Origin of the sequence: Pseudoxanthomonas sp. CF125, assembly GCF_900104085.1 — a bacterium.
In the GTDB taxonomy this organism is placed as follows: domain Bacteria; phylum Pseudomonadota; class Gammaproteobacteria; order Xanthomonadales; family Xanthomonadaceae; genus Pseudoxanthomonas_A.
This window is the reverse complement of sequence record NZ_FNLD01000002.1, coordinates 278,621-301,518: the sequence shown is the minus strand read 5'-3', so window position 1 is coordinate 301,518 and position 22,898 is coordinate 278,621. Positions and strand designations below refer to the sequence as shown.

Sequence of the window (22,898 nt, the reverse complement as noted above, 5' to 3'; positions counted from 1 at the left end):
AACGCTGCCGCATTTGGCCCTTCGATACAAGCGACGGGACCGCCAACGAGCCAAGCGCGCTTGGGGCTGAGCGAATCGACCCAACCAGCGTCAAATTATGCCTTTCAATCGAAGCCGGTGCGCACCCGTTTCTTTCTTCTCCCCCTGCTCCTTGATCCTTGGAACTACATCTTTTTGAACCTTTTCGATGTGCGCGCTCAGCGCACCCACATCGACGGCTTTGTAGCTCTTTCGTTCCGTGAAGATGTACCCGGACTTGGATCTGTCATTTGCCATGGAAAATCTCCCTCGATTACAGTCGCGACTGCAGGTTTCTGAATTCACTCATCGGATTCAACACGTGGTCGCCGAACTCAATATACCCAGCTCCATTTGAAATGGCTCGGTCAAAGATTAGCGCCCTCTTCTGATCCATTACGACAAAATAAGGGAGCGGCTCAAGAGCGCTCGCTGTCGCATCGAAGATCATCAGACTATTGAACCTCTTGTGTTGCCACTCCGTCAGGCTGGCGAGTTCCGCGATCCAGACGAATTGCGGAAGCACCAGTTCAACTAGCGCTGTGTAAAGGTCTGGCGGAAATTGCGACTTATTGTCTTTGAAATACCGTTTCAGCGCTGCCGATGTCGTCACGAAGTAGCGGATAACCGGACTGACCAGGAAGCTGAAATCAAGACCCAGGATGCCGTTACTGAGAAGATGCTCTACATGGCGCTCGACCGCCTCGCCAGGAAAGAATATTTTTTCAGGCAACGGAACAATAAAAGCATCGATGTCAGAGATTTTGTAATCGGCAGCATCGAGTCCATCAACGAGCTGGTATGGCATTCGATTGTCGTCTACCACGTAGAACGACTGCGTTGCGTCCCACGCATATTGCGGAGCCTGGCTCGCCTGAAGAGCATTTCTATCGGGTGAACCATGACCAATGACCGAAATAGCGTGCTGACGGCTCTGCATTGCAGCAAAAACAGGAAAGCCGGACTCGACGTAAGCCATCATGAGGCGCTCGAAATTCGCCTTGAATTGCCTTCGTCCGTAAACGTCCGGATATAGACCCGCCTGAGAGAAAATCTGCGAGGCTTGCGGCACGACAAGGCCTCGGGAAGGTGTAAGGCCGCCGGGGTCCCCACTTCCAGCCATTTTTGTGATGTCGTACACCAGGCGTTCCGCATAGGCGCGATAGCGCTCGCTGTAATGCCGAAGAATGCCCCAGCAAGCGGCGTGGGCGCACACCGAAATATCCGTGTGCTGCTGCATGAAAGGAAACCCGTTGACTTCCAGACGGTAGCCGAGCACATGGACGGTATATTTCGCATCTATGATCGCGCCGGAAAATTCCTTGACGATGTCGATCGACAGGATGGTGCGTCCAATCGGCGTGATGATCGTTGGGCGCACGATCATGTAGCCGAAGTAGTCCTTGCTCAGGTTGTTCGAAGTCGTTTCAAGGGTAAGGTCCTCAGTAAGGCGAACCCGATCGTTGAAAAAATGGAGGCGCACGCAGAACGGGTCATAACGCTGGCCTTTTTTGGCGTAAAAGCCGTAGTAGGTGCTCCGATAGTCCTTGTCGACATAGGGGTACTCGACGAGCACTCCCTTCACTTTGTCGGTCAAATGTTCCTTGAGACGTTCGACGATGGTGCTCGCCGCGGATTGGAGCTCCTTGATCGACGCCAATTGGGCGTAATCATCCGGCGTCGCAATTGCGATCCACTTATGCACCCAACCCCCAAGATTCCCGTAGCGAGCAAAGCAATAGCCGCTCACGCGGCCATGGGACGTCCTAACGCGGCAACTTACTCTGAGTGCGGCCGATCCGCCAGACGTTCATAGGCCGAGCGGATCATCTGATCCAGCATGTCGGCCGCCGCAGGGCTCAGTCGCGGATCGTACCGGAGCAGGGCCGACACCTGTGCCAATGGCTCAGCCTCGGCCGACCGCGTCTCCAGGGAAACGAAATCCGCAGGGTTAAGTCCCGACCAGGCGGCCAGAGTCGCCAAGCTAGCTGAATCTGGCCCCTTGCCTTGCCCCATTCGAGAGAGGGTGGAGGCACTGATGCCAGTCTCGGCGCTAACGTCCTTCCAGCGCATGCCCCGAGCTTGGACAGTTGCCTCAAGAGCCTGGAAATAAGTGGCGCCGTCAAAGCGCGGGCGGTTGTCGGTCATAGGATCCTCATATCCCACAATAGCAATTGACAGGCTGAAATGCAATTGCTATATTGCAATCACCGGTCAAGGTAGCAATCACGATCTGTGTCGTGGCCAGGGCCAGAGGTTTTGAAGATGAATGATCCCAAGCCCCCGAAAATTATAGAGATCAAGGTCAATGGCAAGCCAGTGACTGTCCCCGACAAAGAGGTCACCGGCCTGCAGATCAAACAGGCTGCCATGGCCCAGGGTCTGAACATCCAACTCGACTTCCTGGTTTTCCATGACCTGAGCAACGGACAGCAAGTGGCCGTCAAGGACGACGAGCTGATCAAGGTGCATCACCACGAACGTTTCGATGTCCTTTGCAATGACGACCATTCCTGAGGGACTGCCCATGAACGCTCAGGTCGCAGTGGCTCTGGAGGAAATCCGTACTCGGTTTTCACCGGCCGAGTTCGTCGTCGAACCGGACGATCAGGGAGGGGCGCGGGTTCGATTCGGACCCGTTGCCCTCGGCCCTGCATTTACCCAAAACGACACGTGGCTGGCCGGACACCTACCAGCTCAGATCCCTTACGCGGATGTCTATCCCATTTTTGTCCGTGGAGACCTGTCGCGGAAGGACGGAACGGACCTGACGGCGCCCGTAACTCCCAACCACACTTTCATGGGTCAGCTATCGGTGCAGGTATCGCGCCGCAGTAATGGCCGCGACCCTATCGTTGAAACGCCGGCGCTCAAGTTTGCCAAAGTGCTGGCGTGGCTGAATTCGCTATGAAACGAGATTGCTCCCTGGTCTTTTCGCAAAGCGTCTTCGACGAGCTTTACGAGCACCTGTTCCCGGGCGATGGCGAAGAACATGCCGCTGTCATGCTTGCCGGCATGGTCGAAATGGGCGGCAGGACTCGCCTGCTCGTTCGGGAGCTTCACCTCGCTGTCGATGGCATCGATCATGTGAACGGCAACTACGGGCACAAGATGATCCGGGCGGAGTTCATGCGTCCGCTAATCCGCCGCGCACGCGTCGAGCGCCTTGTTTACATCGGCGTGCACAACCACGGAGGGCGCGACTACGTAGGGTTCAGCCGGGACGATTTTGACTCCCACGAGCGCGGGCATCCGGCCCTACTGGATCTCGCGGAAGGCATGCCCGTTGGTGCCATCGTCATGGCAAAGAACGCCGTTGCCGGCGATATCTGGTTTCCGGACGGTACTAGATGCGAACTCCATGAGACCCGTATCGCCGGCCCCAACATCCGACGCCTGTATGCGGAAGCAGATCGCAGCTCGCATGCTGCCGCAATCCAGTTCCACCGGCAGGTGCAAATGTTCGGGGAGGGTGGGCAGGAGCTTCTGCGCAAGGCAAAGATCGCTGTCATCGGCGCTGGCGGTGTTGGCTCGCTGCTAGTCGAGTACCTATCGCGGTTGGGCGTAGGTTCCTTGATCGTAATCGATCCGGACACCATCGATGTCACAAACCTATCCAGGGTGATAGGAGCAACGACTACCGATGTCGTCGGGCCTTCCTGGCCGATCCCAGAATTCCTCAAACGCCTCCTGTTCCGGTATCCGCGCCGCAAAGTCGACATCGCCAAGCGTGTTGCGAAACAGGCCAATCCCGGGATCGACTTCACACCCATCGCAGACGACTTTGCCACCGATTCCGCCGCTCGCCAGGTGTTGGATTGCGATTTCATGTTCCTTGCCGCGGATAGCATGCGGGCCCGGCTAGTGTTCAACGCTATTGTCCAGCAATACTTCATACCCGGAATACAGATCGGATCCTTGGTGACGCCGGGCAAAGACGGAAAGTCTCTGGATTCAGTGTTTACGGTGACTCGTTGGGTATTGCCCGGAACCGGATGTCTATGGTGCTCGGATACGATCGACCGGCACCAACTGGCTGTGGAATCCAAGTCCGGTGAGGAGCGCCGCGACCAGGACTATGGGTCCGGAGCGACGAACCCCAGCGTTATCACCCTCAACGCCGTAGGCGCTTCCATTGCTGCCAATGATTTCCTGTTTTCCTTCCTCGGGCTATTCGGAACTTCCGTCGCCGCCAACCCGCGCCGTGTGCACCATATGGAGCGCCGCGTCGTGGACCAGAAGCTGACTCCCAATAGCGAGTGCACGGAATGCGGATCCACGTCATCGTCGCGTTTTGCACGAGGAGACGGAGCGGAACTGCCAACATCTCGTTAAACACCGGTAGATTTCACCAGCGAGCTTTTGTCCGGTGGCTAGTGCAAGAAAATAGAGCGTGGGTTTGCTCGCCCCCCGCTCTTCCACTCAACCAAATGGTGATTAATCATGACCAACAAAACTACCGGCGGCAAGGCCGCCAAAGCAGCCTCAACGGTTCTCCGTTCTCCGAGCACCGGTGTCAATTCCAAGATCGCGGCGGCAAGCACGTTAACTCAAAGCCGTACCTCGAAGGAATCGACGTCCGCGCGCGCAGCCACAGCGGCTTCTCAGGTCATGCGAGATGGTCGTACATCGGCAGCTTCCAAAACTGCCGCCGCGAGTGCTCTTGCCCAGGCTCGCGGAAAAAAGTCCTAGAGCCAAAGGTGCGGCGCCAAGCAATCGGCGCCGCACCGTTCTACATCTATCACGAACCGTTCGGGAATAGATTCGAGCGGATGCATGAGCGCACCAGCTATGTGGTCCGTCGCTAGTTCTGCGGCCACTTAACACAATAGCTTTGACCGAAGCACATACCCGCTAGATACGGCGACGCTTTGGCACGCTGCCCGGCGGGTGGATTTCAAAGGCAATTCTGTACTTCTGTTCCACACCGAGTCGGAAAGCCCTCTCCTGCTGCCCCAGGAATTAAGCTGGATTGCGGGCTATCTAGCCAGTGAAAAGACGCCCTGCCACTGTGGGCAAGGCGCCGAAGGCGAGTCAGTCGCTCTTGCTACGCGTCCAGATCAGGCTATGCGTGCCGTTGTCGGCTTCGACCAGCCGAGCGTAAATCGTCGCCGGAAACGCAGGATCGTCCAGAGTCACCGACAGATACTCGCGGTCCCCCTGGCTGACCTTCTTCCACGCCGCACCGATGTCGTAATTGCTCGCCGACTGGATGCGGAAGTCAGGAGCATTTTCGCTGCCCTTGTCGTTGGGGACGAACTTGACCTTGACGTTGAGCGTCAGCGTGCGAAGCGTGCCGGCGAAGCCATTGTTCTGTGCGGTGAAGGTGCCGATGTTTGCCATGGTGTTTCTCCTTTCGGGGTTGCAAGGTCGCCCAATGCGGCCTTGTCGGTGATCCAGTCGGCCGGGGACGGGCGGGCCGCACCGCATCGCGGCCGCAACGCAGTGGAGGACCCGAAGGCATAAAGAATTTGTTTCGCGAGGAAGGCGCACGCCAGGGAAATTGTTTGTGCCGCAGGGTTGCGGCCATGACGTCCGAGGCGCAGCCGTGCCCTGGCCAGGATTCACGACAAGCCAAGGACGCAGTGGTCGAACTGGCCCAGAAGGAGACGTGGCTGACTCGGCACTTACGCGAATCGGCTTCTCCGCATGCACCATGACGCCTGCAAGGTCTGTTCCATTACGACTGGCGGGGAATGCTCCTGCATCCAGACGGCGGACCGCCTAAAGCACGGCGTGGAGTCGCCATAACAAGGCCACACTGCATCTCGGCGTCTGGTTCGACCATGGACCGAAGAAGCGACTGCAGAAGCCAGGCAAGCCCGGCACCACGGGATGCACAAGGCCGAAGCCCGAAGCAAACACGCTCAGCACCGTTGGCCCCGCACCCGGCAAAGGACGCAGCAAAAAAGGGGAGCCGAAGCTCCCCGAAAGTTCAGACCCACCCTCTCTCGGCCAGGGACACGATGTTCGACCCACCCACGACGAAGTGATCCAGCAACCGCACATCGACCAGTGCCAGGGCCTGCTTCAGCCGTGCTGTCACCGCTCGATCCGCCGCGGATGGCTCGGCGTCGCCCGATGGATGGTTGTGAGCAATTATTATCGCCGCCGCATTGAATTTCAGGGCTCGCTTCACCACTTCGCGCGGATGCACCTCGGCCCCATCGATCGTGCCATGGAACAGTTCGACGAAATCCAGGAACCGATGCCGCGTATCCAGACTCAACATCACGAACACCTCGCGTTCGTAGCCTGCCAGCTTGGTCGCCAGGAACGACTTCACCACCGCCGGCGAAGAAAACAACATCCCGTCCCGCACCTGCAGGTCGACCACCCGCCGTGCGATCTCAAGAATCTGCTCCGATGTCGCCGGCAGGTATTGCCCCTGCTCGTCCCGCAGGAACAGCGAAGAATCGATGAAGGAAGAAAACTGCGTCATGTCCGTGCTCTGGTCTCAGGGCGAAATTGCCCGGAACGGCACCAGCACGGCGCAGCGAAGCAGTCAGGGGTCACAGACGGCCATCAGGACGCCAGCGCCAAAAGCGCGCAGCCCTTGACGGCGAGAACGCCGTGATACGGTGAAAGGAAACAGCAAGACCGCCTCCATACCCTCAAACGAAGGACTCCCCGCAAGCGGAGCGCGCAGGCAGCCCAACTGCCGAAGACGCCCGGGATCAAGCCGGATGGCCATGACCCAGCGGGGCATGGGGCCAAAGCCCGCGAGCCCGCAGGCGACCTCCAAACGAGCAAGGGACCTCCAGATGCCGGCCAGACCCAATCAGGCCCGCAACCACGGCTCTCAGCAGGAATAGCTACGCCCCAGCCCCACCCAGAGCCTTGACTTACCTCCCAAGGAGGCGGATAAGGACTAATAATATAGCCCTTAAAGCACTTAAGGGTCATTCTATGAGACCTTATCCATGCGATCCCCCGTCACAGACACCCTACCCCCCCGGGTCCGCCGCTCCCTTGCCAAGCTCGGCAAAGACCTCAAGGATGCCCGCCGCAAGCGCAGCCTGACCGTGGAAATGATGGTCGAGCGGGTCGGTGTTTCCAAAGCGACCTACCTGAAGGTCGAGAAAGGAGATCCCAGCGTGTCCATGGGCGTGTACGCGATGACCTTGTTCACCCTCGGGTTCTCCGCCGGCCTGGCCGAGATCGCCGACAGCCGCAGCGACGATACCGGGATGCTGATGGACAGCAGTCGCCTGCCGCAACGGGTACGGCCCAAGAAAGCCAAATCGCTATGAGAAGGGTCCTCGACGTTTTTCTGGGCGAAACCGCGCGCCAGGTCGGTACCCTCCGATTCGAGGCCCAGGGTGCGCGCCAAAGCGCGGGCTTTGAATATCACCCGGACTGGCTGGCCGCCGCGGACCGTTTCGCGCTGGAACCCGGGCTGCCCCTGGTTTCGGGCATGCAGTTCCACCAGCAGGCACGCGACGGCTCGCTATTCCACGGCGCCATCGCCGACACCGAACCCGATGGCTGGGGCCGCAAGGTCATCCTGCGCGACTACGCCAAGCAACGTCAGCGCGCGCGCGAAGAAGGCGCGGCAATCGAACCACACGCACTGAACCACCTGGACTTCCTGTTGGCGGTCGACGACACCAGCCGCGTCGGAGCGCTGCGCTTTCGGGATGAGAACGGAATCTTCCAGCGGACACCGGAGCCCGACCGGCGCACCGCACCGCCACTGATCGAGTTGAGCCTGCTGCTCAATGCATCGCGGGCGGTGGAGCTGCACACCGAAACAGCCGCGGACCTGGCCTATCTGCGTGGCCGTGGCACCCCCTTGGGCGGCCTGCGCCCCAAATGCACGGTGATCGACAAAGACGGCCGACTATCCATCGGCAAATTCCCGAGCGTGCAGGACGACCGGCCCGTGACCAAGGGCGAGGTCCTGGCACTCCTGCTTGCCAAGGAAAGCGGCATCAATGCCGCAGAAGCCAGACTGGTCGACAGCGATGGCAGTCCGGTCGCCCTGATCCGACGATTCGATCGGCCGGACGACGGCGGCCGGCTGATGTACATCTCGGCAGCGACCATGCTCGGGGTGGATACGAGCGACGGCACCGAGCACAGCTATACCGAAATCGTCGACGCCCTGCGACAGCACGGCAGCCAGCCCCAGACCGACATAGAAGAGCTATGGCGACGCATCGCCTTCTCCATCCTCATCACCAATGTTGATGATCACCTGCACAACCACGGATTCCTGCATACCCAACTGGGGCAATGGACGCTCGCCCCGGCATTCGACGTCAATCCTTTCCCCGAGCGCGTTCGCGAATTGAAAACCTGGATATCGGAAGACACCGGCCCTGAGGCATCGATCGAAGCCTTGATGTCGGTCGCACCGTACTTCCGGATCGATCGCGACGCTGCCATTCGGATCCTGACCGAAGTAGAGCGAGCGACCAACCGATGGCGCCAAGTCGGTCACTCCTTCGGCATGAGCAACCGCGAACTTGATCAGTTTTTCGATGCCTTCGAACATCGAGAACGTCAAATCGCCTCCGCACTAATTAACGGATGAGTGCCGAACATGGCATATGACGTTGGACAACGTTGTGGGATTCGTGCGCGCTTGTCCACCCCAACGGCAAACTCAAGATTCGGATCTGCCTAAACAGCTGTAGCAGATTCTGAAGCCAAGGTATCAACGAGCTCAGACCACCCCGACAGACAGAAAAGAAGCTCCTGTCTGGATGCAAATCTGGTGAATGGATTCATTTGTCCTGGCAGCGCGCGTGAAAAGAAAATCATATGATCTTTGCGAATTCGGCTCTTTCCCATGCCATCTAACTCGCTCACCGCAAACGCTTTCAGAAAGAACGATCCCACTTCTCCGCTGGCATCCGTCAGCCTTACTTCCGGAACTAGATCAATCGACACATTTGCGTAAGTTGTAATTCGCAACGCAGCCCCTACACGGGCAGACTCGAACTCTACTTCCAACTGGATCGAATTACCGAGGACGCTTCACTGGGCGTATGGAAGTCTTGAGGTCGTTGGCCAGTATGTTTCGCATGAATCTACTCCCCTGCCCCGCCTAAGGCATCGACCGCCTCGACCAAGCGGTCCTCGAAGTAGGTTTCCAGCGCGGCTAGGGCATGACCAGACTGGCCCGTTTCAGGACCTCATTCTCCGGTGGCGGTGGCTGGGTGTTTAGGCAATCGAAGTGGTTGACCAGGTCGACCGCGTCCTGGATTGCATGATCGAAGGTCAGGCTGGCTTTGGATGGCATGGGCTCCCCTTTTTGGCCGATTGTTGCACCCGGTTAGGGAGCCGAACGACTCATCCTTACTGCAACTTTTGTCGTATCGTTACTTTTCAATTTTGTCTGTCACCGTATCCAGCACTTCCACGGCCTTTTGCCCTGCGGTATAAGCTTGTTCTGCGCTCGACCCGTTACTCATCTTATCGAGCTCAGAATCTGTCGGAATTTCAACCTTAGTGTTTACGCCATCGACGCTACTAAGGAAGAACTCGACTACTACCTTTACCGCTCCAGCTGGTGTCGAGCACCCGCCGGACACGCACTTTCCTGCGGCAACAGGGCCAGCCGCTGCCATCCCAAGTTTTCTACTGTTTAGTATTTTTGCTCGATAGTCCGCTTGCTTATTTGAATACTGTCCTTGTGGCGGGTTTCTGACATTACCTCGTCGTCTATCAGACCGCTCTACAACGCGAACGTGACCTAATATGTCTGGATCGTCAGTGGATCTAGCAGGGTAAACGGCAGACCTTGTCGATGTGCCCCAGCTAGTATTTGGAGTTATATCCACTTGAGATGCAGGGGCAAGGCCATCGTAATAACCATCCGTTCCTTCACCATGAATAACATACGTAGACTTTGACTGTCTTCCGTCAGGATCCGTAAAGCCGTATGGGCTATTGTCTGCATATCTGTAGCGATTAAAATTCGCACCGGTTTTGCTATCGGCACTAACCGGATCGACAGACAAGAACCTGCCCAGCGCCTGGTCGTAGTACCGCTGTTGCATGTATGTCAACCCTGTTGCGCCATCCATCACGTGGCCCGTGTACCCGATGCCAACGACCGTCTTGTTTATTGCTGAGCCATACGGCTCGAAGTTGGTGCGTTCAACCACCAACCCAGCAGGGTTGGTCACCGCCACAGGACTGCCCAGCGCGTCGGTATGCTGGTATTTGATGGCCGTAACAGCATTGCTAGGCCAATCGTGGTCGATGGTCGCCACCAGACTGCCACCAAGATAGACGTTCTCATGCGTTTTCTGTGCGCTTGGGCCGTTCAGCGAGAACAGCATCTGGCCCGCCTCGCTGTACTGCCACAGTGTGTAGGTGCCGTCCGCACGCGTGGTTTGCACCCGGCGCCCTTCCCCATCATACCGATAGGACTCCCTACTGGGCACTGACCGCAAGCGGTTGCCAAAATCGAACGTGTAGAGCTGTCCGTTCTTGTTGGCCAGATTGCCTTGCATGTCGTAGTCAAGGCCCACCACGGAGGCACCGGCGATGTTTTTGATGTTGGTCAACCGGTTGTGGGCATCATAGGTGTAGTTCGCGTAATCCTTGACCCCGGCCAGCTTCCACGACTTTAGATTGTCCAGCGAGTCGTAGCTGAAGCGGTGCCAATGGTCCCCACCAAAAATCTGCGAACCCGCCGCCTTCAAACGATCCAGGCCGTCGTACTGCATGTAGCGATGCTGGAGCGTAGGCGTGCCGACGACGTTGTCCTGGATAAATTCTACGTTGCCGTTGACGTCGAATCCGTACGCATGGTCAAGCGCGTTTCCGCTATCGACTACCCGCGCCGGCAACTGACGGGCGTTCTGGGTCATTGAATGCACAATGCCATTGCCATAGGTGAACTGCTTGATCGCCCCATTAGGATAGTACTGCACGCCAGTCGCATAGCTGCCGGCACGGGTGGGCTGGCCTAGTGCGTTGGGCGCATAGTTCACGATCAGACCGGTGGGATAGGTTTGCGTGGAGAGGTTTCCGTAGGCGTCGTAGCTGTAGCCGATCCCCCAGCTGTACTCACCCGGCTGGGTGATGGACTCGCCTGCTAGCATGCGGCGCCTGTTGTAGCTGTAGGCATTTACTACCGACGCACCATAGGAGAGGTCGTTGTAAGTGGTGATGCTGGCCGGCAACCCATCGGGGGTGTAGCGCCAGGTCTGATTGCCGCGGCCATCGGGGAAGGAAAGGGCCGTCAAGCGATCTCTGGCGTCGTAGCGGCGATCTACCCGTCGCCCCCCGCTGTAGGCTTCAGAATGGTTACACATACTCGTGCTGGTCAAGTCATGATGACCAGTGGCCGACCAGACCAAATTGCCCGCGTCGTCATATCCCATTACGGTCGTGCCGGTTTCGGGCTCGATTGCCTTGCACAGCTGCGCCGCGCCATCGTAGACGTACTTCCGGTCCTGCTGCAGGCTGCCATCGGCGCTGCGCTGGGTGAACTGCAATGGCCACCCAAACTGAGGATGGCGCGCCACCTCAATCACCTTGTCCTCCGGTTGGCTACTCGATACCGCGAGCTCGTAGCCTGGTTGGTCCCAAGCCATGTATCGGGTAATTGTCTGGTAACCGCGGGGGTTCGTAACGCGAACTTGTAGATCAGCAAGATACTCGGTCTTTGTTACCAATACCTTGTGTTCACTATCCTGTTCCTTGCGTATTGATCGACCCAGCACGTCGTAGTAACTCCTAACACCCAAAGCACCCGCGCCCGCCTGCGATGAAGGATAAGACTTGAAAACTACTCGGCCATTGCTATCGTACTGCGTGCGCGTTGCGCTGAGGGTTGCTGCCAGGTTGTCTGCGTCGTAAGTGTGCTCCAGCACCGGACGCCACATGGTGTCCAGATAGGTGAACTTCCTTGCCGATCCTCTTACCTCCGCCTGGTACCACTGGCCGACAACCACGCCGGGCGGAAGCCAATCGCCTGGTGCTAGCTGTGTCAGGGAGAATGTCGTGTCATGGTAAGTGCTTGCATCGCCGACTGGATACCTAATCCTGACCACGCGTCCCATCGCGTCGTAGTCATAGGACGTGGTGTAGCCATTCTCTTCCGTATGACTGACCAGCCACCCATTGTCATCTATCACTGCTTATTCAATTGCACCCAGAGGCGACTCCGGCGTTGCCGGATAACGGATTGATTGCGGTATGCCGCGCTTCCATTCAGATAGGACCGTCTTATTGTTTCGGCCATCGACCACTGAAGCAATCGTACCGTCGTCATTGTAAAGCGTCGTCGACTGCAGTTTTCCGAATCGGTAGATTCTCCAGGGCAAGGCCTTATCGTTGAAATCGACCTGACTGGAGACCATGGCCGTTTCGGCGTTGTATTCACGAGCCGCCTGACCAATCACCCAGTAACCAAAGTGGTCTTTATATTCACTTATGTCTGTTCTCTTGTAGTTCTTGGTATTTTCACGCGTGACGGAAACTGGTCGCGCGAACATGTCGAAAGTATTGGTAGCTTTCCAAAAAGTTACCCCGTCCTGGATAGTAATCGCTGCGCTCATTGGTCGAATTGCCGCTTCGTTCCACAGATCGGGGAATTCTGCGAACGATTCTCCCACATAGTCAGGAAATGGCATCTGCGCCGCTTGCTGATTACTCACATAGTCGTAGTTTGTGCGAGACGCAGTCACGCCATCACGTATTGTCTCAACGCTAAGCAACTGCCCTTCATTCACACCGAATTGCTTGCCGAATGTGCTTACCGTCTGGTCACCATCTGGCGACGAGACTGTCACCTTCTTATGGGTAGGCGTGCTTTGGTTCAGACACTCTTCCGCAACACATGCCTGCAGGTTCGTGTACCCATAGTGCCAAGTCAGCGCTGCTAACCCGGGGCCCTCTACCTGCTTACTCTGTAAGGACATCACAACCTTGAACGCTGGGTACATATTTTGGCTGTTCTGCGCATCCCTTGCACCAGCATCTCCACCACTGTCCCAACCCCGCTGGCATTGAGCCGGTACACCAGTCCGGCCATGTCGCAGAGACTTGAATGTATACAGTGCTCTCGCACCAGTCGGATGCGTGACCTCAAATGGCCGGGTCAATGTTGACTGATAGTGATCGTACGAACAACGCGCGACTCGCTCTAGAACCTCATACTGATGCCATGCGAGGCCTTCGTCGCCACCACCAGGGCCGGGACCGGGACGCATTTCGTACTTCGGCTCAAAATCAACGTAGTTTCCTGGATCTTGGCCAAACTTCCAACTTGTTCCGTCTGGATTGGTTACAGAAATCAACCGGCCACCCACGCTTGCTTGAGGATGGTCAATGTAGGTGTAGATCCAGCTCCTACCCTGAGAGGTTACTTTTGTAATTTGATCATCTGATCCGTAGGTGAAGTTTATCTCGCGCCCATCACTCGCCCTCATCGAAGAGAGTCGCCGACCCTGCCATTGATAGCTCACCCAATTCCCGAACCGATCTTCTACGCGAGTTGGATAGATGCGCACATCTGCGCGGTGAACTTGGATCTGATTCTCGCCCATGCCCGGCAGCGAAGACCCTGGGTAGAAATGACTTACCATCCAGTTGAACGTGTATCTATTGCCAGAAGGGTCGATACCGATGAACCCTTCGCCAGGGTGTCCACTAGCTAACGACGCGGTGCAGCTAAAATACCAGAAGCCTTTTGTTACCCACCGCATACCCACCATGGCAGGTCTCTGTAACTTTGGCGATGTTCGTTCATTAAGAGCGAACAAACTACCGCCACCAGCAACACCACCTAAATCCGGCCCAAGTGCACTCTGCGTCGTACACCTGGCCTGCGAGCCAGCTCCTGCTGGCCACAGGAAATTTGGATTTGGGGTTTGACCTGGAGGCGCACCTCCGTCTGACACTACACCCACGTACGGCAAAGCCATGTCCCAGTTTCCGAACAATCCGTCTAACGCAGCGTTCTTGGGATTGCCTATCGAGAAGTTACGCGATACGGTCATTGGAAGACCGGCATTACCTGGCACATTGATATCCGTTTCACTGAACGAGACGGTACCGTCAAATAGATTCACGGACTCGCCAAACAGCCCGGGACCGAAAGAAGAAACTGTCTGACGTGTCTTCAACTGCCGATCGTATTCCTGCCCCCATTGAACCTGACCCCAAGCCAACACTGGCAGGAGTAAGAGCATAGATGCAGCTGCTAAGATAATTCTGGTTCGCATCGTTTAGCCTCGCATGTAGCGATCCTTGCCTGTGCGAGGCTTCGCCATACGGCAGTAATAATCCGACTGAAACGTTCTAATCAATGCGTTTGGGATAATCAGCAGCAATACGGAATTGAACTGCACAATTTTTATTCTTATCGCCTGCGTAGCCGATGAGTGGCATGGATTCCCCGGTGCCGGTCCAGTTTGGACAGCTCAAGCCAGAGCACGCCGGTCGGCATTGTTAGATGCACGGAACCGAACGCACTACGCCCGCACCCAATATTGGAACCTTGGACGACCGCTCTCGGCGGCGGATTCAATCAGCCAACCGGAGGCGAATGTTCCCGTGAAAGGCCGTTTTCATAGCGGCGTTGCTAGCTTCTTAGCAGATGACGTACTCAATGGAGTAGCAGTTAAAGTGCACCTACTTTGGTCCTGCTTAGACACCAACAGCACGGGCTCGTCGTCGCTGCGGGCAGCGGTCCGATTGGCTGGGGTCGCGTTTCTCTCTCTCGCAGAAAAACCTAGCGGAGATTGGCACATTTGACGCCCAGAGGCGGTCCCACACAAATGTTCCGACGTCGAATGTCGATGGACGCTATAACACGACGATATCGACCGCCGCACCATTCTTTGTCATTCAGGTCCTTCGATCGTGGTACTTGCGCCCTTAGTATTTCGCGCTCGCGTCTGTAAACATCCACCACTTGCGACAGGGTTCGCCTTCCATCACTGAGGGGTCGCAGGCCAACTGCGCGGGGGAAGGTTGCCGCCCGTGACCCGTGCCCGATTTACTTCGACAATGAAACCCTCGGAGGTAGCGGCCTTGATGCGCACGACACTGTTGCCTGGCGATCTCCACTGCTCCCCCACCTTGAACATGGAGCCCTCATTGTTGGATATAGTGGCAGGTGGCTGATCAGCGTCCACGCTGTAGGCTAGGTTGCTGGGGCCAATTTTGTGAATGATCACGGCATCGCCCGCTAGCTGGCTCTCATAGCTGCCAGGTCCGGTCCGTTTTCGAACTTCTATTGAGTAGCCATCCTGCGACAGTGGCTCAGGCAAGACGAGCATTTGAATATTGCTTGAGCCCACAAGGCTTGACCGATCCAGGGTGACGTCGACGGGAGCGTAACTGGGAACAACGGTCAATTTGCGAGGCGCATCAAACCACCCCAATCGATCCTGTTGCGGCACGCTCAGGTGCTTTGGGAGCCGGCCATAGCGCGAATGGTCGAGCGCGTTGCTCCAGTAGTCGCTCATTAAGTCCCAGGGATTGTCATAGGTGTCCGCATCCCCATCAGAATTGTCGGAATGCGGCAGTCCGTAGCCATGCCCCATCTCATGGGCGAAGAGTGCCAGGTTGTTAAAGCTCCAAGGCGGATTCCAGGTTGTGCCCAAGCACACCGATCGCCCGTCCAGCGTGCCGCACGAAGTTCCACCCCAGGCAGAGCCATCCAGGATCGCGTTGAACATCATGTTGATTCCACGCACGCCCGCGAAATCGACCGACGGGTCCGCTAGGGCAGCGCAATCGTCGAACAACAGGCCCAAGTTCGCTTGCTCTTGACCGCTGCCGTTGACGTTCATGTACTGTGAGCGTGTTTTGGGAAGCGTGAACCAACCATAGGCTTGGCTTCCTTGCAGATTGATCTTGCCCTGAGAAACCTCGCTCCAATAGTGTCCAAGCTGCCCGACGCTTGTTCCATACTGCTCTTGGAAAAAACTTGTGGGCCTCGGCTCGTCTGCCACATCCTTGAACTTGCACGCCAGCGTGATCCATCGGGTATTGCCGAGCACTGGACTAGGGGTAAGAAGCGACTTCGACAATGGCGACAGCCAAGGCCGATCAATCGGGACGATTACGGAAGCATGACGAAGCTCCACGGATACTGCTTGCCGGGAGAGTTCCACGGCCACCCAGCGATTGGTGAGCCCATGCAGATCCCCGGCTGCACGAGTGGCCGAGGCAGAATCCAGCGCATACCGCACACCGCGCCCGGTCACCAATGCAACTCGCAACTTGGCTGGCTCTGCCTCTATCCCGTTTGCTACGTCGCCCCACTGCACTTCCAGCCGGCCCACCACCACCTCCGCCATGGTTGATCCAGAGGTGCCCGAGGCAAGCAGTCCGAAGGCATAGATTAGTGCCGCTCGATATTTATTCATATAATGAAGTCGCACGATCCGGTTTCGAACGTGCCGGGCGGACAACGGCCTTCTGCAAACACGCTCACCGGAAGTCCTGATAATACGATCCCTGCCAAAACAACAACAGCGGCTCGGCGCCCGTTGACGCTCGCTAGTTTGATCATCTCGTCCCTTTAGCCCCGTCTAGAATCGACGATCTACGTTGATCATAAAGCCGTGGTCTCGATCTTCCCCATTTCCGATCATACAGTCGCGCCGTTCGCAACCGTTGCGTTTAGTGGCGTCTGGCAGATCGACGAAGTTTGCGCCGCTGCCGGAGTAGCGATCCAGAAAACCGCAAGCACCAGTACGAGCACTAAATGGCGGCCACCGCCCGAGACGGCGGAACGCAGAAAATTCATATGCTTCTTCCCCAAGAAGTGCCCGAAGCCGAGCGCTGTTTTTATCCGAGGCGAAGTCTACAGGCCCCTTCGCTGCCTGTTAGCGACGCTGTCCTACGAGCGCTTCTCCTACAGCTATTTATTCTTGGCCGGGCGGCTATCGCACCTGAATACGATCATTTCAGACCGCTTGCAGCTTGTGCCCACAAAGGTACTTACTGCATCGATCATCGGGCCAGCTCGCAAGATCGTTGTTTTCTCCGGGCCACCGCAAATAGCGTTTATTTTTCCGAGGGCTTTACCCCTAGCACCGATTCCCATGATTCCGGCATTGCAATAGGTGACGTGTCCAGTCGGCTTCGGTTTACTCGCGTTCTCGAAGTACTCTCGCAACTCAGACGGAGTTGTCATCGTGGCGATCGCGCCGTCGTGCGTCATTCCAGCTTGCTCTTCCGGCGTATACAGATGCGTTTCTTGAGCATTGACAGGACGAGATAGCGTCATCGCAACTAAAGCGCCCATTACGAGTATCATATTCTTGGTCATTTTTCGCTTCTCTTGTCAACGTGGCTGGGGTGTTACCGATGCTACCTGTGAGAGTCTGTGGCCCGTACCGGCACCACCGCTGGACGGAATGATTTTGTGAAGTAAGGGATGCCGACGTTCTGATGATCCGTCTCTCGGTCCTGGCTGGAAGTTGCATAGATGTCGGGTAGTAGAGACATTGGCTGCGCGTAGCCGCAGTGCCATGCGAATTGGCGCACTGGACGGTACACTCGCAACCTGCACTTGCATCAATGCCTTATCGGTTTGTCTGGATTTTTGCAATACTTTTACCGCCACTTTTGATGATGCAGAATGCTGCGGCGAAGGACTGCGGTATTGGAAAATAGTCGGGTGCGGTCGATGGCCGTAACCGAAAATAGGAATGCCAACTACATATGTCGTGAGAGAAAAATACGCAGCCGCTCATGCTTCATCTTGAACACCATTCGGTTCGATACTGAGGATTAAGGTTGCGCGGCAGGCGGAAAGCGCAACTTGAGCCAGTCCACTGAGAAAACCAGGAAACAGGCCACCATCACCACTGCGGCCACATCCATTCCCAGGATCGTTGCCGCCGCGGTGGTCGTCCCGTCCATCCCGCCGCCGTAGATACGCCTGCCCAGCCACGCGGCCACGAAACCACCGGTCAGCAGCATACCGACTAGACACGCGTGCCCCCGCCGATTGGTCCAGGTCCACGCAATCGCGGTGATCGAAAGCGCGCTGTTGGTCAGCAATTGCCACGCTTCGTGGAGCCTTGCGTGGGGAGGCCACAACGCGTTGAAGAGATGCGTCGCGTTGGCCTCTAGCACCGGCACTACCACGGCCGGCACCAGAAGACACAAGGTGACGGCTACACGGCTGCATAATGTGTTGCTCGACAATGACACCGGACTGGTCGCTGAACTAAATCAGCACTTCCCGGCAGCCTTGAGCAGCGCATTGCAGTTCCCTGTCGGCTTGGTGGCAGAGCCGCTCGCGGCCCCTTTGCCAGTTTCGGTGCAGATCGCATCACTAACGGACTTGCCCAGGACATTGACCGATCCGCCGACGAAGCAATTGTACTGTTGGCCGGAGGTGGTTTTGACCTGGTAGCGCGTCGTGGTTCCCTCATCCATTCGATTGGAGATGGTGAACTGACTAGGCTCCAGACCGAGCGCGAAGCCGGTCCGCTGGACAAGGATGTCGTCGCTGACGGCAAAGGAAGCGCAGCCAGAAACCAGCGCTACGGCGAAAGTGCAGCTGAAGAAGTGGAGTAGGCGGTTCGTGTTCTTGGTCATGTATCGGTTCCGGAAGGGTGGTGAATCAAGGTGCCAATTGAGACCGGAAAGCGAGTACCAATAACAGTGGTTTGGGATGAGCGGCACGCTCTGGTAGTTGACCTGCACAAACGCAATGCCGATGGGATATCGTGGCTGCGCCGCTGAGTTCGACGAGAATACGCATAGCGGAGTGAGGTCTCCTTGCTCCCTGCAGTCAATGACTGCATTTGACTCATAGCCGCCCTGCTCCTGCAGGCGGTACTGATCGGACCAGACGCTGGCATCGGAAGCAAAGTGTCTTGGGGACCTGCGGGACCAGATAGGGCATAGGCAAGCGGTCAGGTGATTGGAGTCGGGATCTGGCCGTCTCGGAATCTTCGCCCATCGGCATATTTCGTCAGCAGTACCGCCAAGACGGCGGTATGTCGCAAACGAATTGCCCGACCCGGGCAAGAAAGCCATTCTTGCATCATCGACCAAGTGCGGGCGGCCTGCTTGCGGAGTACATGATGAGGAGTCTCCAGATATGAGCGACTACAAGAACACCGGCAGATTCATCGGCCTGGCCATGATGGTTAGTTTCGTGGTCGGTATGGTGTCCAACTTCAAGCTGCAGTCCGATCTGTTTGTCGAAGGAGGCTTGATAGTCAATGCAGCCGCCCATTCAGACAAAATCGGAATGATCGCGCTCCTCGGGTTGCTGACCGGCCTGGTCTCGACGTTCGCGGCTGCACTGGTGTCTACATCGTTGAGGCAGCGGGCGCCGGTGCTTGTTACGGGCTACTTTGCGATTGTGATCGCAGGTCTGGCAATTTCGATGCTCGAATACTCCAGCCTGATCGCTTTCAGGAGCCTCAGTGAAGCGTATGTTTCGGCAAGCGCAGACAAGGCCGATTCTTTCCATGCAGCCAAGGTCCTGCTCGTCGGGCTGCGGGACGGCATCCATTATCTGGACAAACTGTTGGGCGGCACGGGCGTCTTGATACTGTTCGCGATATTCTATCGGCTGCGGCTGATTCCTCGCGCCCTCGCCGCTTTCGGCATCCTAGCTGTGTTATCGCAGATGTTTACAGTCGGACGCGCCCTTTTTGGCCACGACGTAATCTACCTGATGCTTGCGCCTATCTCTTTAGCATTCTTGGTAACCATGATCTGGCTGCTGATCAAGGGCTTCGCGGAAGAAGGCATTGACGGAAGTCATCCACCCGTCAGGCAAGCACCGGTCCAGGTCGATTAAATTCATCACATCTGGCGAAAGTGATGGAAGTGCTTACGGCTGACCGGAAGTACTTCAGGTCGGCCGATAAGATGGATGGTAGCTGTCTCGTTCTCCCCTCGAGTGACGTGGCGAATGGCACGGAGAGCAACCACAACCGACCGGTGCGATTGCACGAACTGATGGGGGTCAAGCTGTTCCAGCAAATCTTTGAGTGCCGTTCGGATCATCGCCTCGGCCGGCGCACCACTTTCATCGCGCCAGCCCACGCATGTGTACTTCTCGTCGGACCTGAGGAAGTCGACCGATTCCACGGCGATCATGCGTAGCGTGGTGCCCGTCGACGCTCTGAGCCAACGCAGTGGCCCCGGCGCCTGCCGTTCGTGAAGATACGCCGCGAGCTGCTGCAGCAACGATTCGGACGGCGGTGAAGGCCTGGAAGATGCAAGGCGACTTTGCAGGCGCATTACCGTTTCGGCCAGTCGCTCTCGCGCGATCGGCTTGACCAGGTAGTCGACTACGCCTTGCGCAAACGCTTCGACTGCATAGCTGTCGTATGCAGTGACGAATACGATATGGGCTCGGGCTCCAATGCGGCGAGCTGCTTCGACGCCCGATAGCCCCGGCATGCGTACGTCCAGGAAACAGATGTCGGGAGACAGCTTCTCGAATTGTTCTACCGCTTCCCGACCATTGCGTACAGTCGCAACAATGTTCAGCTCCGGCCAGGCTTTGGCCAGAAGCTTCTCAAGCTCCTGGCGCAGCAGCGGCTCATCGTCGGCAATAAGCGCACTGGGGCTTCCGTTCATGGCAGGTCCTTGCGTATAGGAATCTCAATTCGGGCAAGCACTCCTTGCAGGGGGTCGGCCGATATATGCAGGGAGGCTTCTCCCGCGAACACAAGGTGCAAACGCTCCCGCAGCGAAGCCAATCCGGTGCCACAGCCGTCATAGCTTTCGTGGAATCCGACGCCAGTATCACGTACTTCTACCACGCAACGCTCATCGAAAGTGGTTATAGACACGTCGATCCGTCCTCCCTCTTCGCTCGGGTCAATCCCGTGACGTACTGCATTCTCAACCAGCGTAAGAATCGTCGTCGGCGGACATGTCAGACCAAGCGACTCCGGGTCGGCAACGATCCCATACTGCAATCGGTCCGGCATACGGATATGCATCAGCTCCAAATACGCCTGCACCAAGGCCACCTCGTCCAGAATAGTGGTCGCGGAGTTCTGCAGACGCGGGACGGCAGCGCGCAGGTAGGCAATCAAGCTTTCCAGAACCTGCGACGCCATTGGAGATCCAGCGACTACCAGCGCCCTGACATTGGCCAAGGTGTTGAAAAGAAAGTGTGGCTCCACCTGTGCCTGCAGCAAGCGTAATCGGGCATCAAGCGCCCGGCGCGATAGCTCGCTACGCTCAAGTTCAAAAGCAAGGGCCTGGTGACGGGCGATAGCGTCCTTCTGGCGCACCAGGGCGGCGAGCGCGACCCAGGGTGCAACGAGTAACCCAGTCAATGCTAGCACTGCGAAGCCGCCCAAACGCTCGCGTTCCATCCAGAACGCAGGTTGTCCGGTTTCGGTGCTCAAGAAGTAAAACAAGAAAAGAGTGGTGGGAACGACAAGCGCTACGCCTAATACCTGCAGCGCCCAGCGGGCGAGCCATGCCGGTAGCCGTCGTGGCCACTGCTCGAACAGCCCAAAAATCATTACAGCGGCCAGGGCCGAACCCATAACTCGTACGAAGAGAGTCGGTGCATCCGCCCGCCATACAAAAAGCAAGAGAAGAGATAGGCTCAGAGCGACCAGTATTGCGAATACCAAGCGCCGCCAAGCAAACAGCAGGGCCAGTCCGCGTAGGGATGTGCTTAGCAAAAATTGGTCGCTCATGCCAAGACATTACTTCAAGAAGAGGGCAAGTGCATCCGTCGCTTGGTAGGTGCAGATCCATCCGAGGGTCTGCAAGGATCGGCGCGCGTCATCATCCCGAGCGCGGGGCGTCACCTGTCTGCGCATACCGTCATTGAACCCAATCTGGGTTTCGTTCGTCGCATACCTATAGTCCAACGACGTAATCAAGTGAAACATGCGGGGAAGTGGAATGAGGAATCTCAAATGTCTGATATGGCCCCGATCGTTACGCAGGGTGAGGCAAGCAGGTTCAAGCGAGCCCTTGGGCCAGACGCAGGGGTATGGCTTGGCAGGTCGGCAAGCGCTTGGATGATTTTGGCTTTATGCGGTCAGTGGATCTTCGCGACCTATGTCCTAATCTTCTACGGCTCTGCCGTGCTGGCCGATGACTGGTCGCGATGGAACCAAGTTCTGCCTCGCGGTTACGTTGCTGGCGATACCGCTGGGAACCTGGTGGTTCTGTCGCATCTCGCCTTCACGGTGCTGGTGGTTCTGGCAGCAACCATACAGATGCTTCCAATCGTGCGAAGACATTGGCCAAGGATTCACCGGATGAGTGGGCGCGCATTCCTGGTGTCGGCGCTGGTACTGGGACTCGGCGGGTTGATCATGTCTCTGTTCCGCGGGGGATCCAATGACGGCATCCGACAGGCCGCAGGCGTGCTCAATACCTTAATGATCGTTATTTTCGCCGCGATGGCATGGCGCATGGCAATGGTCAGGCGCTTTGCGGTACATCGAAAATGGGCGCTGAGATTGTTCATGGCAGTCGCCGGTGTCTGGTTCTTCCGAATCGGCCTGATGCTCTGGCTGGTGATTTTCCAGGCACCGGTAGGGTTCGATCCAAAGACATTCACGGGTCCGTTCCTTACTTTTCTTAGCTACGCCAAATTCTTGCTTCCGCTTCTGTTCCTGGAGATCTACTTTGCAGCTGAGAAATCTGGCTCCACAGCGAAATGGATCACCTCCGGGACATTGGCAGTTCTCTGCCTGGGTACAGGAGTCGGCATAGCTGGCGCAACTGTGATGTTGTGGTTGCCGCATTTGAAGTAGCGATCGAGCCCGCGCACTAGATCGGCCGCACGAGGCCTCGCGTTACCGATGAGCTTTTTTGCTTTGTTGACAGTGATCCAGAACTGCGTCCGTTATTTAGCAAGAGATCAGGGGAATGGAATGCGAGCAGCAATTGTTGAGAGTGATCTTCAAGCTCGGGCCAGGCTGCGCAGGTTCGTAGAG

The 22,898-nt window shown here is 56.9% G+C and carries 21 protein-coding genes; 7 read left to right on the top strand and 14 right to left on the bottom strand.

Features of this window, described 5'->3' with window-relative positions:
* Positions 1-90: 90 nt before the first annotated feature.
* Genes BLR66_RS10795 through BLR66_RS10785 form a run of 3 tightly spaced genes read right to left on the bottom strand, consistent with a single transcriptional unit; the run spans position 91 to position 2,166 of the window.
* Positions 91-276 (bottom strand): hypothetical protein, encoded by a 186-nt coding sequence (locus BLR66_RS10795; RefSeq protein ID WP_093285769.1) that lies wholly within the window; start codon positions 274-276, stop codon positions 91-93.
* Positions 277-292: 16 nt separating this feature from the next.
* The gene (locus BLR66_RS10790) at positions 293-1,768 is read right to left on the bottom strand and encodes a hypothetical protein (RefSeq protein WP_143014620.1); all 1,476 of its coding nucleotides are present in this window, start codon (positions 1,766-1,768) and stop codon (positions 293-295) included.
* 29 nt (positions 1,769-1,797) lie between these two features.
* Positions 1,798-2,166 (bottom strand): helix-turn-helix domain-containing protein, encoded by a 369-nt coding sequence (locus BLR66_RS10785; protein WP_093285760.1) that lies wholly within the window; start codon positions 2,164-2,166, stop codon positions 1,798-1,800.
* Between the two features lie 117 nt (positions 2,167-2,283).
* Here BLR66_RS10785 and BLR66_RS10780 point away from each other — a divergent pair, with 117 nt between their 5' ends.
* Genes BLR66_RS10780 through BLR66_RS10770 form a run of 3 tightly spaced genes read left to right on the top strand, consistent with a single transcriptional unit; the run spans position 2,284 to position 4,353 of the window.
* On the top strand, positions 2,284-2,535 hold the full coding sequence (locus BLR66_RS10780) for a multiubiquitin domain-containing protein (RefSeq protein ID WP_143014619.1): 252 nt from the start codon (positions 2,284-2,286) through the stop codon (positions 2,533-2,535).
* A 10-nt stretch (positions 2,536-2,545) separates the two neighbouring features.
* Positions 2,546-2,929: a hypothetical protein gene (locus tag BLR66_RS10775; protein ID WP_218119628.1), complete on the top strand. Its 384-nt coding sequence runs from the start codon at positions 2,546-2,548 to the stop codon at positions 2,927-2,929.
* Positions 2,911-4,353, top strand: coding sequence for a HesA/MoeB/ThiF family protein (locus tag BLR66_RS10770; protein WP_218119627.1), 1,443 nt, complete (start codon positions 2,911-2,913; stop codon positions 4,351-4,353). Before BLR66_RS10775 ends, BLR66_RS10770 begins: the two co-directional genes overlap by 19 nt.
* 699 nt (positions 4,354-5,052) lie before the next feature.
* Here BLR66_RS10770 and BLR66_RS10760 read toward each other — a convergent pair.
* Both BLR66_RS10760 and radC read right to left on the bottom strand, forming a co-directional pair.
* The gene (locus tag BLR66_RS10760; protein ID WP_093285742.1) at positions 5,053-5,361 is read right to left on the bottom strand and encodes a DUF736 domain-containing protein; all 309 of its coding nucleotides are present in this window, start codon (positions 5,359-5,361) and stop codon (positions 5,053-5,055) included.
* 592 nt (positions 5,362-5,953) lie between these two features.
* Complete coding sequence (gene radC, locus BLR66_RS10755) at positions 5,954-6,460, bottom strand: RadC family protein (protein ID WP_093285739.1); 507 nt, start codon at positions 6,458-6,460, stop codon at positions 5,954-5,956.
* A gap of 481 nt (positions 6,461-6,941) precedes the next feature.
* Here radC and BLR66_RS10750 point away from each other — a divergent pair, with 481 nt between their 5' ends.
* Both BLR66_RS10750 and BLR66_RS10745 read left to right on the top strand, forming a co-directional pair.
* Positions 6,942-7,271, top strand: a complete 330-nt coding sequence (locus BLR66_RS10750) for a helix-turn-helix domain-containing protein (protein WP_093285736.1) — start codon at positions 6,942-6,944, stop codon at positions 7,269-7,271.
* Entirely contained in the window at positions 7,268-8,557 is a 1,290-nt protein-coding gene (locus BLR66_RS10745; protein ID WP_093285732.1) for a type II toxin-antitoxin system HipA family toxin, read from the top strand. Before BLR66_RS10750 ends, BLR66_RS10745 begins: the two co-directional genes overlap by 4 nt.
* Before the next feature lie 570 nt (positions 8,558-9,127).
* Here BLR66_RS10745 and BLR66_RS10740 read toward each other — a convergent pair.
* The 7 genes from BLR66_RS10740 to BLR66_RS10715 form a co-directional block, all read right to left on the bottom strand.
* Complete coding sequence (locus BLR66_RS10740; protein ID WP_218119626.1) at positions 9,128-9,268, bottom strand: hypothetical protein; 141 nt, start codon at positions 9,266-9,268, stop codon at positions 9,128-9,130.
* A 79-nt stretch (positions 9,269-9,347) separates the two neighbouring features.
* Positions 9,348-12,119, bottom strand: coding sequence for an RHS repeat domain-containing protein (locus tag BLR66_RS10735; protein ID WP_093285727.1), 2,772 nt, complete (start codon positions 12,117-12,119; stop codon positions 9,348-9,350).
* A gap of 3 nt (positions 12,120-12,122) precedes the next feature.
* Positions 12,123-14,210: a hypothetical protein gene (locus BLR66_RS18920; protein WP_143014618.1), complete on the bottom strand. Its 2,088-nt coding sequence runs from the start codon at positions 14,208-14,210 to the stop codon at positions 12,123-12,125.
* Between the two features lie 714 nt (positions 14,211-14,924).
* A complete protein-coding gene (locus BLR66_RS10725) occupies positions 14,925-16,295 on the bottom strand; it encodes a metallopeptidase domain-containing protein (protein WP_093285721.1) in 1,371 nt (456 codons plus the stop codon).
* Positions 16,296-16,861: 566 nt separating this feature from the next.
* Positions 16,862-17,272, bottom strand: coding sequence for a hypothetical protein (locus tag BLR66_RS18915; protein ID WP_143014617.1), 411 nt, complete (start codon positions 17,270-17,272; stop codon positions 16,862-16,864).
* Between the two features lie 464 nt (positions 17,273-17,736).
* Positions 17,737-18,009 carry a hypothetical protein gene (locus BLR66_RS18910; RefSeq protein WP_176943840.1) on the bottom strand — a complete coding sequence of 91 codons (273 nt, stop codon included), beginning with the start codon at positions 18,007-18,009 and terminating at the stop codon, positions 17,737-17,739.
* A gap of 174 nt (positions 18,010-18,183) precedes the next feature.
* Positions 18,184-18,552 carry a hypothetical protein gene (locus BLR66_RS10715; RefSeq protein ID WP_093285715.1) on the bottom strand — a complete coding sequence of 123 codons (369 nt, stop codon included), beginning with the start codon at positions 18,550-18,552 and terminating at the stop codon, positions 18,184-18,186.
* Positions 18,553-19,060: 508 nt separating this feature from the next.
* On the opposite strand from BLR66_RS10715, the gene BLR66_RS10710 reads away from it, so the two are divergent.
* The gene (locus BLR66_RS10710) at positions 19,061-19,771 is read left to right on the top strand and encodes a DUF4386 domain-containing protein (RefSeq protein ID WP_093285712.1); all 711 of its coding nucleotides are present in this window, start codon (positions 19,061-19,063) and stop codon (positions 19,769-19,771) included.
* Between the two features lie 5 nt (positions 19,772-19,776).
* Here BLR66_RS10710 and BLR66_RS10705 read toward each other — a convergent pair whose 3' ends face one another.
* On the bottom strand, positions 19,777-20,559 hold the full coding sequence (locus BLR66_RS10705; protein WP_093285708.1) for a LytR/AlgR family response regulator transcription factor: 783 nt from the start codon (positions 20,557-20,559) through the stop codon (positions 19,777-19,779).
* The gene (locus BLR66_RS10700) at positions 20,556-21,641 is read right to left on the bottom strand and encodes a sensor histidine kinase (protein WP_093285704.1); all 1,086 of its coding nucleotides are present in this window, start codon (positions 21,639-21,641) and stop codon (positions 20,556-20,558) included. The genes BLR66_RS10705 and BLR66_RS10700 overlap by 4 nt, the downstream gene beginning before the upstream one ends.
* A 225-nt stretch (positions 21,642-21,866) precedes the next feature.
* Between BLR66_RS10700 and BLR66_RS10690 the strand changes: the two genes are divergently transcribed.
* Positions 21,867-22,715, top strand: coding sequence for a DUF2306 domain-containing protein (locus BLR66_RS10690; protein ID WP_093285696.1), 849 nt, complete (start codon positions 21,867-21,869; stop codon positions 22,713-22,715).
* The last annotated feature ends 183 nt before the right edge of the window (positions 22,716-22,898 follow it).

Excerpts from the sequence above, each read along its gene's own strand:
- BLR66_RS10740 (WP_218119626.1), bottom strand. The coding sequence starts at position 9,268 with ATGCCATCCAAAGCCAGCCTGACCTTCGATCATGCAATCCAGGACGCG.
- BLR66_RS10750 (WP_093285736.1), top strand. The coding sequence starts at position 6,942 with ATGCGATCCCCCGTCACAGACACCCTACCCCCCCGGGTCCGCCGCTCC.
- BLR66_RS10745 (WP_093285732.1), top strand. The coding sequence starts at position 7,268 with ATGAGAAGGGTCCTCGACGTTTTTCTGGGCGAAACCGCGCGCCAGGTC.
- BLR66_RS10725 (WP_093285721.1), bottom strand. The coding sequence starts at position 16,295 with ATGGCGGAGGTGGTGGTGGGCCGGCTGGAAGTGCAGTGGGGCGACGTA.
- radC (WP_093285739.1), bottom strand. The coding sequence starts at position 6,460 with ATGACGCAGTTTTCTTCCTTCATCGATTCTTCGCTGTTCCTGCGGGAC.
- BLR66_RS10785 (WP_093285760.1), bottom strand. The coding sequence starts at position 2,166 with ATGACCGACAACCGCCCGCGCTTTGACGGCGCCACTTATTTCCAGGCT.
- BLR66_RS10775 (WP_218119628.1), top strand. The coding sequence starts at position 2,546 with ATGAACGCTCAGGTCGCAGTGGCTCTGGAGGAAATCCGTACTCGGTTT.
- BLR66_RS10705 (WP_093285708.1), bottom strand. The coding sequence starts at position 20,559 with ATGAACGGAAGCCCCAGTGCGCTTATTGCCGACGATGAGCCGCTGCTG.
- BLR66_RS10710 (WP_093285712.1), top strand. The coding sequence starts at position 19,061 with ATGAGCGACTACAAGAACACCGGCAGATTCATCGGCCTGGCCATGATG.
- BLR66_RS10690 (WP_093285696.1), top strand. The coding sequence starts at position 21,867 with ATGTCTGATATGGCCCCGATCGTTACGCAGGGTGAGGCAAGCAGGTTC.
- BLR66_RS10715 (WP_093285715.1), bottom strand. The coding sequence starts at position 18,552 with ATGACCAAGAACACGAACCGCCTACTCCACTTCTTCAGCTGCACTTTC.
- BLR66_RS10780 (WP_143014619.1), top strand. The coding sequence starts at position 2,284 with ATGAATGATCCCAAGCCCCCGAAAATTATAGAGATCAAGGTCAATGGC.
- BLR66_RS10795 (WP_093285769.1), bottom strand. The coding sequence starts at position 276 with ATGGCAAATGACAGATCCAAGTCCGGGTACATCTTCACGGAACGAAAG.
- BLR66_RS18920 (WP_143014618.1), bottom strand. The coding sequence starts at position 14,210 with ATGCGAACCAGAATTATCTTAGCAGCTGCATCTATGCTCTTACTCCTG.
- BLR66_RS10700 (WP_093285704.1), bottom strand. The coding sequence starts at position 21,641 with ATGAGCGACCAATTTTTGCTAAGCACATCCCTACGCGGACTGGCCCTG.
- BLR66_RS10760 (WP_093285742.1), bottom strand. The coding sequence starts at position 5,361 with ATGGCAAACATCGGCACCTTCACCGCACAGAACAATGGCTTCGCCGGC.
- BLR66_RS18915 (WP_143014617.1), bottom strand. The coding sequence starts at position 17,272 with ATGACCAAGAATATGATACTCGTAATGGGCGCTTTAGTTGCGATGACG.